General features: G+C 49.5%; 16 protein-coding genes. 3 read left to right on the forward strand and 13 right to left on the reverse strand.

What is annotated here, in order from left to right; genetic code table 11:
• Positions 1–11: 11 nt before the first annotated feature.
• Positions 12–518, reverse strand: a complete 507-nt coding sequence (locus tag RAL88_RS16290; protein WP_306264907.1) for a hypothetical protein — start codon at positions 516–518, stop codon at positions 12–14.
• A 63-nt stretch (positions 519–581) separates the two neighbouring features.
• On the opposite strand from RAL88_RS16290, the gene RAL88_RS16295 reads away from it, so the two are divergent.
• Positions 582–842 (forward strand): hypothetical protein, encoded by a 261-nt coding sequence (locus RAL88_RS16295; protein WP_306264908.1) that lies wholly within the window; start codon positions 582–584, stop codon positions 840–842.
• Here RAL88_RS16295 and RAL88_RS16300 read toward each other — a convergent pair.
• The 7 genes from RAL88_RS16300 to RAL88_RS16330 form a co-directional block, all read right to left on the reverse strand.
• Positions 839–1,084: a hypothetical protein gene (locus tag RAL88_RS16300; protein WP_306264909.1), complete on the reverse strand. Its 246-nt coding sequence runs from the start codon at positions 1,082–1,084 to the stop codon at positions 839–841. The two genes, RAL88_RS16295 and RAL88_RS16300, sit on opposite strands and share 4 nt — an antisense overlap.
• Positions 1,081–2,445, reverse strand: coding sequence for a type IV secretory system conjugative DNA transfer family protein (locus RAL88_RS16305; protein WP_306264910.1), 1,365 nt, complete (start codon positions 2,443–2,445; stop codon positions 1,081–1,083). Before RAL88_RS16305 ends, RAL88_RS16300 begins: the two co-directional genes overlap by 4 nt.
• Positions 2,446–2,549: 104 nt before the next feature.
• Positions 2,550–2,849, reverse strand: coding sequence for a hypothetical protein (locus tag RAL88_RS16310; RefSeq protein ID WP_306261305.1), 300 nt, complete (start codon positions 2,847–2,849; stop codon positions 2,550–2,552).
• Positions 2,833–3,219 (reverse strand): hypothetical protein, encoded by a 387-nt coding sequence (locus RAL88_RS16315; RefSeq protein WP_306264911.1) that lies wholly within the window; start codon positions 3,217–3,219, stop codon positions 2,833–2,835. The genes RAL88_RS16310 and RAL88_RS16315 overlap by 17 nt, the downstream gene beginning before the upstream one ends.
• Positions 3,216–3,752, reverse strand: coding sequence for a hypothetical protein (locus RAL88_RS16320; protein WP_306264912.1), 537 nt, complete (start codon positions 3,750–3,752; stop codon positions 3,216–3,218). Before RAL88_RS16320 ends, RAL88_RS16315 begins: the two co-directional genes overlap by 4 nt.
• 17 nt (positions 3,753–3,769) lie before the next feature.
• Positions 3,770–4,309: a hypothetical protein gene (locus RAL88_RS16325; protein WP_306264913.1), complete on the reverse strand. Its 540-nt coding sequence runs from the start codon at positions 4,307–4,309 to the stop codon at positions 3,770–3,772.
• Positions 4,309–5,523: a hypothetical protein gene (locus RAL88_RS16330; protein ID WP_306264914.1), complete on the reverse strand. Its 1,215-nt coding sequence runs from the start codon at positions 5,521–5,523 to the stop codon at positions 4,309–4,311. Before RAL88_RS16330 ends, RAL88_RS16325 begins: the two co-directional genes overlap by 1 nt.
• Before the next feature lie 779 nt (positions 5,524–6,302).
• Between RAL88_RS16330 and RAL88_RS16335 the strand changes: the two genes are divergently transcribed.
• Both RAL88_RS16335 and RAL88_RS16340 read left to right on the forward strand, forming a co-directional pair.
• Positions 6,303–6,806, forward strand: a complete 504-nt coding sequence (locus tag RAL88_RS16335) for a hypothetical protein (protein ID WP_306264915.1) — start codon at positions 6,303–6,305, stop codon at positions 6,804–6,806.
• Positions 6,807–6,870: 64 nt separating this feature from the next.
• Complete coding sequence (locus tag RAL88_RS16340; protein WP_306264916.1) at positions 6,871–9,207, forward strand: hypothetical protein; 2,337 nt, start codon at positions 6,871–6,873, stop codon at positions 9,205–9,207.
• A 155-nt stretch (positions 9,208–9,362) separates the two neighbouring features.
• Here the strand turns inward: RAL88_RS16340 and RAL88_RS16345 are convergent, their stop codons facing one another.
• The 5 genes from RAL88_RS16345 to RAL88_RS16365 all read right to left on the reverse strand — a co-directional run bounded on the left by RAL88_RS16345 (position 9,363) and on the right by RAL88_RS16365 (position 13,245).
• Positions 9,363–10,760 (reverse strand): hypothetical protein, encoded by a 1,398-nt coding sequence (locus RAL88_RS16345; RefSeq protein WP_306264917.1) that lies wholly within the window; start codon positions 10,758–10,760, stop codon positions 9,363–9,365.
• A gap of 239 nt (positions 10,761–10,999) precedes the next feature.
• Positions 11,000–11,722, reverse strand: a complete 723-nt coding sequence (locus RAL88_RS16350) for a thermonuclease family protein (RefSeq protein WP_306264918.1) — start codon at positions 11,720–11,722, stop codon at positions 11,000–11,002.
• Positions 11,668–12,387, reverse strand: a complete 720-nt coding sequence (locus RAL88_RS16355; protein WP_306264919.1) for a hypothetical protein — start codon at positions 12,385–12,387, stop codon at positions 11,668–11,670. Before RAL88_RS16355 ends, RAL88_RS16350 begins: the two co-directional genes overlap by 55 nt.
• Positions 12,388–12,496: 109 nt before the next feature.
• Positions 12,497–12,781 (reverse strand): hypothetical protein, encoded by a 285-nt coding sequence (locus tag RAL88_RS16360; protein ID WP_306264920.1) that lies wholly within the window; start codon positions 12,779–12,781, stop codon positions 12,497–12,499.
• A gap of 8 nt (positions 12,782–12,789) precedes the next feature.
• The gene (locus RAL88_RS16365) at positions 12,790–13,245 is read right to left on the reverse strand and encodes a hypothetical protein (RefSeq protein WP_306264921.1); all 456 of its coding nucleotides are present in this window, start codon (positions 13,243–13,245) and stop codon (positions 12,790–12,792) included.
• Between the last annotated feature and the right edge of the window lie 585 nt (positions 13,246–13,830).

Consider the following 13,830-nt stretch of genomic DNA (forward strand, 5'->3'; position numbering starts at 1 on the left):
TTGGCTTTTGATTAGCGGTCGCGGCTCAGTCTGCGAGACTGCCCGCGCGGTTGATTTTCCGTTTGATCTGCTTGGCGACGATCTGCGGAACGTTTGAATTCCTGCCTGCTTTTGTCGCGCTTTTCATTGCGCTCATGGACAACATCCAAAAAACTGCCGAGCTCGGTTTTTTCCCGGCCGTCAATTGAGCTCAAACGACGCGCGTGGTCGTGTTGAACCTCCCGGTGCGCCTGGCGTTTTAAGCTCTGCTGATTGAACCGATCCGACCCAAAGAGCTTGAGAGTATGGTCTTTGGTTTTCGCGCCCGCTTTGTCGATGAGTGTTTCAAGCCGCTTTGCAACGCGGGCGTCATATTCGCCATAGTATTTTTGTGATGTGAGGCGTGTTTCATTTTTGTAGCGGCTGGTAATTTCATTGGCCTTGTCCCAGTCACCGGGCTGTCGCAAAATCTGCGCCTGCCTGCGCAAGGCGCGCAGTTCAAATTGCCGTTTTATGTCGTCCGTAATATCAGAGCACATGCGGAAATATTCCTTCTGCTGTTTTTATTGCGTTGGCGAATCCGTTTGTGGTATTCTCAAAAGGTGAGAAGTTTCAAAGATATAGATGATGTTGAAGAGTGGCTGGAACTGATGGACTACAGCGGTTTCTGGTACGCAATTGCGCCGTTTGATCTGGACATCATGACCAAGGAACATTGTGACCAGCAGATCAGGGAGACCAATGTTTCGGCGGCAGTTGTGCTGAACGTCATGAAGAATTTTGCCCGGCAAGAATTGACTGAAAAACTCGGTCTTGACCACCGCATGCCGACCCCCTGGGTGAAACTGGCAACCAGCCATTAGTCTCTCCCATCCGTTTTGAAGAATTTGATGCGCGGGCAATTGCCATTGCCGGGATGAATGGTGATTTCAGTGCGAAAATTCGTATAGGTGCAGCGCGTATAATGCCGTTCGGCAAACGGATCATTGCCGCCATCGCTGTAAAAATCATACGACCAGTTGAGATAAGGCGTGCCAAAAACCAGATAGATTGCGACAAGCGCTGCCGGAAAAATCAGCCACGAGAAAAAACGCAAAATCCTCATGACTGCCACCCGTCATACTCGGGCAGTACCACCTTGTAGTCGGGCGGCAATATCTTTCCGCCTTCGTTCGGATTGCCTGACAAATCAGCGGAGAGGGGAAAGAAATTATTCTGCCGCACCGTCTTGCAATGGAGAGTGGGTTGGCCCGGAATGAATATGATTTGCTGGTCAGCCGGAAGGCTTTGGAGTTGATCAGCGGTGAACAGGCGTTCTTTGCCTAAATTGATTGTTCTTGAAACGTCGGGTTTGCCCGAGCTTTCATTGATGCTGTAACTGACATTCTCAATGTCACCGATGGCTTTTGAAATGGTCTCGGCTGCCTGGTTGGTAATTTGCAGATACTGGATGGCGCAATTATCTTCCAAGGTCGCAACTATTTTTACGCCATTTTGACGTTCCAAGTCGGCTTTTGATTGGGCCAGATACAAGACCTGCAATCCGAACGATCTAAAGATCGTAACATTCTTAATGATGTCCTTGGCCGGAGTGTTTGCTACCTCATCGAAAATCAAAATCGTGCGCCCACACTCGCCGGACATCTGGGCATTCAGAAAGGCGTTGAAAGTCAGCCCATAATAAATACTGAGGTTGGCGGCATTTCTGGCATTTTGGCAGACACAGACAATGTAGTTTTCTTTCAGCAATTGCTCATGGGTGATGTCCTCATTCTGTCCAATTTCGTGGAGGGGTCCGCCTTCCATGAAGATCGAGAAGGCCGAGAGCGCCGCCAAAATATGCTGGCTGTAATGCTCGGGATTATCGGCGTGCATTTGCAGTATTTGACTGGCGCGGTTTTTGGTCAGCGGCGTGCCTTCTTCCGCTTCAATCTCGAGCGCGCTGTGCCATAGATCAGGATCAGCAATCAGGCTGGCTATTCCGCCCGGTGTGGCGTTATCGGGGCTGTGCGCCAGCAGGATTAATATCGCAACGATAACAAGCTCTCTTGGTGATTGCCGAAAATAGAAATTGCGGGGTTCGTTGTCGGGCTCATTTATAAAAACCTTGCTGACACTCTCAATTTCCAACATCAGATTGGGCGAGTTTTCTCGGTGGGCAGCAGTCAAATTGCTAAACGGATTGACGCGCACACGATGAGGATAGGCCTTGCCCATCGACCCGCTATCATCGATGACCGCAAAATTGCGCCCGTATTTCAGGCACAAATCTGCAATCTGGTGGGCCACTTCCGGCTTCACATCGTTGATGATCTGCCCCCGTGTGCTATCTGCCAGCAACGACAAAATCGCCGATATCGTGACACCAGTGGTCTTGCCTGATCCTGCACCACCATAGACGAGCCAGGACAGGGTGGTGTTCGGCTCATAGATAGGCGTTTCATCCTCAAGAGTGAGGCCGATCACCCGGCGGATTTCCCGGTTTTCTGCCGCTATCTTCCGCACATCTTTGCGGGTCAGTCCAAACGGGTTTTTAAGATGTCGGAGAACATTTTTGAGGGGCTTTCGCATCACAGCATCCCCGCTTTTACAAGGTCTTCTCGGCTGGCAAGTTTGGCATTGTGGGGTGCCGGTCGGGTGAGCATGTCGTCCCGAACGGCGTCATTCTGCCGTAATTTAAGGGCGGCTGAAATTGCCTTGCCGATCAATCCGGCAGCGGACAGATAACAGCAGATGCTTAAAAAGCCGAACGCCCACCAGTGCGGATCAGTGGGGTACACAACGTAACCCGCCAAGATCAAAAAACAGCCATAGGCAATCATCAGATTGATCTTTGCAACGTCGCGCCATGAGCTATTGAGTTCTTGCATGTGAGGCTCCTTTCTTCGACGCAGCAATGCGCGGCGTGATCTCGTCCCGAAGCCGATCAAGAGTCTTATAATCACCCCAGACTACGTTTCCCTGCTTTGCTGAAATGAGCTCGCGCGAGATGAATTTCAGTTGGCCAATCTGAAAACCGACAAAGACGAAAATTGCTGTAACGCTCGCTATTGTGATGATTTCGACGGGGTACAAAAGATCACTAAAGGCGACCACAAAACCAATCGCAGCAACCCCGAAGAAACCGAATGCAAAGCGGAATGGTCGATCCGTATCCACGTGATCCAGGCTTGAAATGGAATAGCTTGTCCGATGCGTTTTGACGGTATCGGTCCCGATGCGCACATACCCCAAAATCATTGAAACCTCCCCGCGCAAACGGGGGAGGACAAAGCCGCAAAAAGCTCTGCGTCCAGATTGCGGATTTTAGACGGAGTGATGAGCCGTGCCGAGCCGGCGTAGAGCGCCCAAGGCATACGGTCTTCCAGTTGGACGTTAACAGCGCATTTGCAGGATGATGAGGCGTGTGCCGCCGCATTTTTGAGGCGCGCGTTATATGCGTCTTTCAGTTTTTGATTTTGTTTTTCAATCTGTCCCGCCAAAGGGTTTTGAAACAAAGGCTCCACGATATTACAAAGCTGCTTGCCTTCCGGCCCGGCAAACATACCCATGATGCTATTGCAATCCGGGGTTGGAACAGGCGTTTGGAGAGTTGGCGCATCTTGCTTCGCCGCCAGAACAAGAGCTTGTTCACAGCGCGGCATCCAATTTGACATCTCAATGACTCGAGTGCCGATCACTTGACCGGACACCAGAGCGGAGAACGCCGCATAAGCCGCTCCTGTAAGAAACAGTCCGGCGCCAATTGGCGGTATGATCTGGTCAAAGGGCATGCTTGATCTCCTTTTCGTTAGCGTTGGTTTTCAATGTCGAAGATGCCAAAACGACAATTGGCTTTGGCAAGATCAGCAAGGCGGGCGGCGCTGACGCCTAACGCGCCCAACACTTCTTGTGGGATGGTCTCAAAATCGCTGAAGGTTGGCGCACCGGGGCCTTGCTGTGTGCCAAGGTCAACCCGGCTGGAAGTGACGCCGCTACCGTATGCCACGTAGCACCATTGAGATGTGGCGTTCGCCGTCATGTCGCCGTCGGTCAAGCCGAATCTGGCGCCCGTCATGATGGTGCCAAATCCGGCAACAGTTTCGCGCCTGAAAAGGTTGATCTCGTCTACACCATCAACCAGTCGAGATTTTGGTTGCCAGTCGCCAAACATCGCGACTTTGAAATTCTCCCAGCGGTCACGAACTGTGAAAAAATCTGCGTCCCACAAGACGAAGGAAGCGAGGATCAGCGCACAAACGCCGATGGCGGCGGCAATCAGGAGGAAGCGCGCTGCCCTGAAAACGGCGCGCAGTCCTCTTTTGATTGTTGTTCTGGCTGGGGCGCTCATCAGTGCGCATCCGGTCCAAAGTTCTTGCCCTTACCGTTCGCCGTGCCATTGCCTCTTCGCGGCATTCGGGCAACATTGTTGTTGCGCTCCTGTTTTCTGGGCGACTGGTTTTGATGGCGGCGGGCCGCAATTTCGTGCGCTAAGGCAGATTGCAAGTACGCCATGACCCAGACCGATATTGGGAGGACCAAATCAATTGCCGCGATCAGCAAGAATATCGGCAGAAATGAAAGTGCATGCGTGAGCGCGTCATCAACGCCTGGGCGCGCAGGAAATGCTGGACGAATAATCGCGTCAGCATTTATGGTTTTTAGAATTGCGTCCAAATTCTTGGCATGGCTGCCAAGTATCTTATTGATACGTTGGGCAACATCAGCGCGTCCCGACAACGAAATGCCATCGTCCAGTTCTTCCGCATATTGGCGGATGAGATGAAGCGGCACAGACTCAGACAGCTTTGTTGACGCTTGATGGATGAGATTATCCGTCAGTTTCAGCTCATTGCGTTTTTGCCAAACGCTTTTGTCCGGATCACCCAGTGTCTCCTGATAGGCTGCGAATTGCTCATTGATTTCATCCAGAGCATCTTCGCGCGTTTCTTCTCCAAGAGAAACTTGCTCCTGAATCGATGCCGCACGCTCGGCCAACTCCTCAAGAACAATCGTAATACTGCCCCGCCCCGCAACAGGGGCAAGGCTCAGACATGAAGACTGCTCTTCACATCTCGCCCATTGCAATAAATCCGCCGAGATAACGCCAAGGGTGGAGCTGCCTCGGCTTGCTTCGGTTGCCAGCCTGTCAACTTGCCCAATTGCAACGGCAACGTCCGTGCCGTGATCCTGCAATTCAAGCGCTGCAACATCAGGCAGAATACTTCCCGACGTTGTTGCCAAAGCAAAGCCGCCGCCCACAATTCCGATGCCAACAACAGACGCGATGGCAGCCATTCGAAATTTTTTGGCAGCAAGTGGCGCGAGGAATTTCACCGCAACATGCAAGACGCCATAGCTGACGATGCCAGCACCAAGCGTTAAGAGTGTGATTTTTAGATTATAGCCAACACCCGATCCAGTGATCAGATTTGGCAATCCAACCGCCAATGTTCCGGTCTGTACGATCACCAGTGCCATGTTGATCCAATCGGTGAACGGGAGGCCTGGCGCGCGCTCATGCACTTCATGGTCTTCTGCGATAATTTGATTATTATCAGTCATGTCTTAATCCTTGAATTTTGGACGCAGTGATCCGGTCACCCAAAGGGGCGTTCTGAATTTGCGTTGCGAATGTCGCTCGACAGTCGGCTAAATGGATTTTTTGAAGTGTTTGACTGACTGGCTCAGTTATATCCCAAGTCAGTCACTCAGTTTCGCGGGCTTATAACCAACAGCTCCCCCGCCCGCCGCAACCAGGACATAACAGGACATTTTGACAAATGCGCCGCCCGAGGCAGACAGGACAAAACTCCTCATCAGTGGGATGCGTTGAAAAGCCCCAATCGGGAAGTGGCGTAATATCCAGATCGGAGATTGACATCACCTCGCCAAGCGCGTTGATGTTTGTAATCATTTTTTCAGCTTCCACGTTGGATTGAATGTATCAGCCGCTGGAAAATCGCCGTTTTCCAGCGGCCTCGATTTTAGGTCTTTGAATGACCACTATTTTGCTGGCCCAGCGCGTTTATGAGCGAGCCTGTAGACCAGCCTGCTTGACCAAGCAGGTATTCATTGAGTGTGTTGTTACGCATTTTAGCTTCCTTCAGTTGGCTTTGAAATCAGCGCAAAACTGCCTTGCCAACAGAGGCAATTGAGGCTCTCAAAACGGTTGAATGATTGAGATAATCACCCAAAATCAACCGTTTCTACCTCTGCATTTTAGAGAGATCACATGGCTTTGACAGATGATTAAAGATGAATAATCATGAAAAATAACAACGCTAACATCATGATAATTATGAGGTATTTGAAAATATGAATGAAAAATGCTATGCTAATGAGTGAAATTATTCAAACAGGCAGGAGAATATTCAATTGAAATCTGGCTCGACCCCGAAACGGGTTGCACAGTTAGAGAGTTTTGGCGAAATCAACAAAATGAGTTTGAAGCGCCGGACGATAGACCTGCAATGGCCTTCTTTTGCCCCAAGACCCGTATTCGCGAACAAGCCCGATGGATGAAAGCAGGGGAATTGCACCGCGCGAATGATTTACCGTCTCAAATTATCACCTCTCCGGTCACGGGTATTGTCTGTGTAAGACAGTGGTCTATTGACGGGAATGGTCACAGAGATGGCGATAATCCTTCATATGAAGTAACCAACCTGTTCACCGGAAATCGGGAAGAACTGCATTTTGAAAAGTGGGGAAAATTTCATCGGATTGGTGCCGGTGCCGTTCAGTATTTTGATCCTCAAACGGGCAAACTTACCAAGGAAGATTTTTGGGAAAATGGCGTTCAGCTGCCCAAAAAATCCGGCGCACCAAAACCATCAATGACTTGATATTTATTGCGCATTACGCTTTTGCTAGCTTGGAACGAATTGTAATTCCTTGATCGGAAAATGCGTGATTGCAACACCCGCCGCCACCGAACTAGACAAATTTTCATCGATTTTGGACAAACTCTTTGAGAGTAACGATGCGAAATTTATCAAATTCAAAAAATATATCGGACGCGAAATTGCGGTCACATTTAAAGGCCAACCTGAGCGCGAAATTGACTTCCGAACCCTTCTAAGAGAAGTAACGGGATATGATCACGGGGAACGTACCGTAGACACGATTAAGGCGCTTCGCGCAGGACAAAAAGCATCAACAAAACTGGCTTTTGCTATTTATCTGCTGTGTAAAAAACACCCCAGTTTTGAATTCATCGCAGTTGAATGTGACAAAATTCTTTTTAAACCAAAAACTTTTTTGGCTGTCTGCAACTGGGAGCCTGAGAAATGTCAAATAGAATCAGAACAGCCAGCAACGGCAAGCGCCATTGAAAAACGTCTTGAGCATCCCGGAAAAGTCCCAGAAAGGCGGGCCAAATCCCTCAGGGCCGAAATTTCGGAGATCAAAAACCAACCAAAACTGTCACTGTTTCTCACCAAAATATCAGACGAAACCCGATTTTTGTATCGGTCGCGCGCCATCCCGTTCATCAATGATCGGCAAACCTTTGATCAACTGGAGAGATTCAGACAGTGCGAAATCAACTTTTGCTGGCACCTGATTTACGGGCTCGGTGGAACGGGAAAAAGCCGCATGGCTTTGGAATATGCAATTGAAAGAGAGCGCCTTGACGGCAATCCAATAGGCTTCCTGTCACTTGACGAGGCAAAGGGTTTTGATTGGCTCAATTGGCAACCTTCAAAACCAACAGTCATGATTATCGACTATGCGGCCCGGCACGCTGATACCGTCGCAACGATCCTGCGGACGCTTTCGCTGCGTAATGATATCAAAGAAAAGGTCAGACTTCTTCTGCTTGAACGCGATCTGACAGGGACCTGGTTCGATAAGATCACTCACCGAGGCAAATCCGAAAGCGTCAAAATTGATGAAACCTGGTTTCCAGAAGACGGGGCGTTGGAGCCGCCAGAGGATGTTTGGCCGATTATCGAGCATATTTGCGGTGACGCGCCAGAAAGACTGCCAGCCAAGGACAAGGTACTTACTGAGCTTGAACGCATTGATCACCATTGCAGGCCGCTTTATGCCGCCTTTCTCGGGGATGCATACCGGCGCGGAGAAAATCCGCGAAACTGGGACGCCTACGCACTTGTTGAAAATGTACTGCAACATGAAAAACGATATTGGAACCAGGGTGGCGTTGACCATCTTGATGTGAATTTGTGTGCTTGTGCAACAACGACCGGAGGTTTTCCGTCAAAGTGGGTGGAGCCGATGTCAACTCACGAGATGCAAGGCTTCTGGCCCGTCTGGAGTGGGAACCAAACCCTGGAAAGGCTTGCTTCGGTTTACGGCGACTCTATTATTGACGACGTTCCGCCATTGGAACCGGATATTCTTGGCGAATTGTTCGTCCTGGATTACTGGAAATCAGCTTCGCGCTTTGAGCGGAGGCATTTGCTCGACTTTGCAACCACGCTGGCTCCATGGTTCGCAGAGTTTATCGAACGCATGGCTTCTGATTTTCCTTGTGAAGCAGCTTTTGATCTGCTCAGGAAAGTTATTGATCTCGACTTTCAGGAATATCAAAATTCCAAGCCGGAACTAATCTTCAATATCGTCACTGCATTGGCAAAGCATCATCGCGAATATGCCATGGAATGCTTTTGGTTTTTCAACCGCATGCAGCCGGATGAAAATACACCCTACGTCGCGGAGTGCGTTATCGATGGTGGTTTGAATCTGATCGTGGGGGTTCAAGACCTTAATTTGAAAGACGCTTTGAAAATCTATGAATTCCAGAAAAGCTTTGTTTCAAAACTGCCAGCTTCACTCGAAATCGACAGGGCACAGTGCGAACTGGCCTTGTCACTCATTGCGAAATATCCGCTTGAAGATCCCTCTTTGTTTCGACCCGTCCTGGCTGACACTTTCAGATTTATGAGACGAAACCCGGAAGATCAGGAGATACGCGGTAACACCTGCATTGCAATTTCAAACTTCGTAAATCTGCTGGAGTTCGAGCATATTGGTCATGCCTCATATCTACTCCATCTGTTCAGACGTGAAGCGCCTTCGAGCAATAATGCGGACTCGCATGGAGCATGGCTTTTTATCCTCTATCACATGTTCTTGTTGTTTCTGGTTGAGCAGGGCGGCGTTGACGACACGACCGATCAAGGCTTCAAATCTGCGTTTGGTAGGCTTGCAGATCAGGCACCTGAGGCCGAACAGTTCAAAGCCGAGATATTAAAACGCTTTCAAGAGGACCTAAAAGAGTAGGTCGCGATTTCTGCTGACAGAATCTTGCACCGCTCACTTGGGGGGCAACCCGTATTTGGCCTACGGCGGCACCATGCTGATACTCCCGCCACCATCCGCTTGATCCAGCAGATAGCAGCTATTATACGACTCTACCAGTTGGCGTCGTTTCTTCTTTAAGAGGGGCAAGGTTTAAGGAACGGCTCAATGTCAGGCAAGCCTGAGTGATGTTCCGCAAGTAGCGCAATGTCCATACCAAGATCTAACAATATGTGCAATTGGACCAAACCAGTCGCAGCGCGAACCTCTTCATAGAGGTTTGGTACGTCATCTAGTTTCAACGAATTGCCGCCATGAAACAGATTGCCCCGCCTCTTGGACAATCGTTTACCAAGATCAGTTGGAAAGCGGAACCCTTTGCTGTTTAGAAAGATCACTGCACGGTCGATGCATGTGGCCAGAGAGGGATTTTTTTCATCCTGCAACCGCATGTGTTTCCTCGAGAATTCTTTAATGCCGTCGTCCGGCGCGCTTTCAATGTAATCGAAGAAGGCTCCCTTTCGATCAAGGTATGATTCCTCTTTTGGTTCGATGTAGCGCTTTGTCATGTCCCTCTCAAGAACAGGCATCATTCCATTGAAACGATCTACTAGATCGCTCTGAAATTGCAGGCTTAGCTCTACTGCATGAATGCGATGGAGCATTTTGTCTCTATTTTTGGCAAAAAATTCGAGGATATCGCCGAAGTCGTTCGTCGGAAAACTCAGCTGAGTGGTTCTGCGAGAGAAATGTGGGATAACCTCGGTCTTGTACTGAACGCCACCCAATCGCAGTACACCTTCGTGATGGAGTGTACGTTGGCCAAGCTCATACTTTTCTTTGTGCTGAATGCGGAATTCAGGCATCTTTCCACGGTGCCCAATAAGGAAGCCAAACAGACGTTCGAAGTCGAAAGCGAGTGTTTGAATGCCTTCTAGACTCTGCGGATCATTGAAAGTCATACTGAAAACGGTCGATGTCCGGACCTCCTCACACTCATCAATTGATCTCATGCGCACCTGAGTTTCCACACTTGCCAAACCGATATCGGGGATTTGGTAGCTTGTGCTTTGTGGTGGTGAAGCGATCAGAGATTCTGTTCGGGTTTCGTCATCCCGTACTTTCTTGAAAGCTCGACCTGAATACCACGCGCCTAGCGCCGGCGACTCGAAGCGCAGCGCTAGAAAGACTTTTTCTGTTGGGTCCGTGATCGCGAGCCCATCAACGATTGCTTGACAGGTACCTTCCACCCGAGTTCGCTGGGCCACGTTCATGACATCAAGACTGCCCGGATCGACACGGAAGACCAACGGGCGGACGAGCGTGCACTGGCGCTGATGATCAAGCAGTGCGATCACAGTGGGCGCATTCGTTAATGGATCAGTCGCGTACATATTCTTGGGGTCAACATGCCGCGAGAGGTTGAACCGGAATGAAGTGTCGTCAGGCGTGGGTGCGTCGATGGTACCAACCCAGGGCGATTCGTCTTCTTCCTTACCTTCAGTTGGAATGTACAAAGTCTCTGAGTGCTTCATAATGCTTTCCCTCCAAGAAGATAAAAACTAAAATAATTCACTGAGTTGGAAGCAAATTGGGCAGTGTCAGGCTCCCCTATCAGTCCCGGTGGGGATGATCCCAATACTGCTAAATTCATGATTGTCCGGCTTGTTGGCCATCAACGCCTAATGGACAGATTGGCTTAGACTGTCACGAAAGCCATGAAGAGCCATATCCGCATCTGTCATAACCACTACACTGTTTTGAAATCTCAGGTTCAATTGAAGGGCGCGCGCCATCCAGCTTTTAGCGCTTCATCCTCGGAGCAAAACCATTTTTCCCCTCGTTCCAGTGAAATCTTGGTCTTGTTATAATACCGACTCCACGGCGTGTGGTAAATTTGGCCATTTCTGGAAATGTTGCCCTTTATGGGACAGCCGTCTGGTGCGGTTTGTTGGGCGACTTGCCAGCGCGCTTCCCTGAACTTCCATGGAGCGTCTGTCTCATACTGCCAGACCCCAATCTTTTTTGCGCGGGCATCTCGCTCTTGCGCAACATAATCGTCACTGAATCTTACAAACGCCCAGGCCAATCCCACATCGACCAGATTGCGATTGATCTCTAAGCCTTCGCCTGTCTCACAAATGGCCAGAAGCCTTGAATATTCATCAAATTCGTTGCCTGTGCATCGCACTTGCGTATCTGCGACCAATTCCTTGACATACTCAAGCGCGGCTTTGCCACAGGGCCAGGTTTTACCATTCGGCAATGCGCATCGTTGGCCTGTTTCGGGCGTGTCAATCCCGTGCAGCCGGATCACTTGCGAACCTATTTCGATTGTATCGCCGTCCGATATTTTTGCGCGTCCGGAAATATCGATGGCATGCGCCATGTGAGTAGTGAATGCCAAACTCAACAGCGCAATAATGACCTTAAAACAAATCTTCATTTCAATAAAACCCAAAGTAAAATACCAAGCCCCACTAGCCACCAAACCCATGAATACTCCGACGTAGAACGGTCAAATCGAGGCTGGTTTGGACGTGTGTCCTCCTGGATAACATCGTTTATGTCCGGATCAATCCAAATGGATATTTCGTGTTTGTGAACCTGCAAAACCGACTTTGCAATGCCGGTTGTATCGGCATGATCCAGCACCTGCCGCTGAAGCACCGGAATTTCTGCTAAGACTTTACTGGCCGCCAATTCTTTTGAAAGTTGCCTGAAGTGGTTCAGCATATCTGTTTGCACTTTGACGTCGCCGCTTGTGAGCCAAGCGAAACGCCGCTTAACATTGTCAGGCACTTCATAATGCGAAACGCTGTCATCAAGGCGTTTTGAGACCAGTCCCGCCACCGAGTTAACATCCGCCGTCGGGCCAATGGTCACGTCATATTTGGATGTTGGCCCGAAATGTACCCAAACGTTTTCAGCTAGCTCATACTTTTTTGATAGCGGCATTCTTGGAGGCAGTAAGTCAAAAAGCCTTTTAGCAACAAGACCCGACATGCGCCTGGCACCGGCTTTCCAATCGGAAAATGTTTGTCTGGCGTATTCTTCTTTTATCTCACCGTATTGTTTGCCGTATTCTTGCAAAATCGTATCGAGAGTTTTTCCATCAAGATTGAAAAAATATTCCTTCACATCTTTGTCGGTGCCACCCATCTCGCGAGAAAATGCTTCTGCTTCATCTATGTGACGACGGGCGGCTTCCCGCCCGTTGTTGCTTGATCGGGAATATCGCGTGCGTCCTCGACTGTAACGAGCCATTTCTCTAGATGCCCAAAAGCTTGCGAAGTTTGTCCAATAATGTTGGGCCTTCGGTGTTCAAAACAAAACGTAGTTTATATCCATCGCCACTGAGATTCTGTTCCGAAAAAACCTTTCGCGCATTCGGGAGCGAAAGTTGCAGCATGAATTGCTTGAGGATCAATTCCGTCTGCTCCTCCAGATTGTGCCTGTCTTTTGCGGAAAGCTGGGAATTCGCCAGAGCCTCATTCAGATCAAATCGCACCTTATTGAAGTCTTCATTAGTGCGAAGATGGAAGAATTTCTTCATCATCCGATCTAGTTCATAACAAGAGCAACAATAACAGCTGCGGCGGCAATGATGCCGATGATAAGCGGCATGTTGTCGGGTAAACCGGAGCCTGAGCGAGAAATTTTTCCTTGTGCCGCCTTTTCGGTATTGCCGATAATGATTTCCGTCCTGCCAATTGATGTGGTCTGGGTGTGCGTAATAGTGGCGCTGTTTCCAGCTTGAGTTGCGCGTTCAGTCTGGTCATTGAAATTGTGAAGCACGGCGTCAAGCGCTGCCGCATCGACTTTTAACTCTTGAGCTTTTTTGTGAATATCAATCATACCGGAGTGGTATTGATGTTTGAGCTCTTCAATCTGATTCTGTGATAGCCCGCTAAGATCAAGCTTCTCGACACCACCCAGATGGAGAGAATTATTGGTCGCCAAATCTGTCGAAGGATTCTTGGCCGACTTTGCCAAAGCGTTGTCATCAGAGTCAGACATTAGTGATCCTTTGCTGAAGGCAAAATGCGAAGTCCGCATCTAATTTCCATTCTAAACACTTGTCATGATCTATTGCAACCAGACGCCAAATACTGCCGCAAGCCAAATCGAGGGCCAGTAATTTATTCTGTCCGGGCGGGCACTATTTCTCTAGGCGCGTGCCTTGCCAAGCGAAACCGAACCAGCAGAGCTGTTTCGTCCCATTCGGGTCACGATCCCTGACAAAAAGAGATCAAATAGCCAGCGCTCCAAGGGTGGTCTCGATCCTGCGGCTTTGGCCGCTCCTGCGGGAACACCGGGAACCTTGAAGCACCGATCGTCACGTCCCGCCATGTCAAGGATGGCTCCTGGTAGACTTCATTTTTATGGTGCCGTTGTTGACGGCGTTTAGCAGATCTGATGAGGCGGCAATTAGGCCGCCGCTTTATGCCATGCCCGGCACACCGGACATGGAAACCTAAGACAAGCTTTATTCAAGTCCAAAAATATTTCAACCACTGTTTCCCGTAAGCAATTCCAGCCAAATGCGGGGGCATTCGGGGAATTGCTAAACGGTCCCCCACAACAGAAGTTGAAATATTTTTG

This window comes from Pararhizobium sp. IMCC3301 (assembly GCF_030758315.1).
Lineage (GTDB): Bacteria > Pseudomonadota > Alphaproteobacteria > Rhizobiales.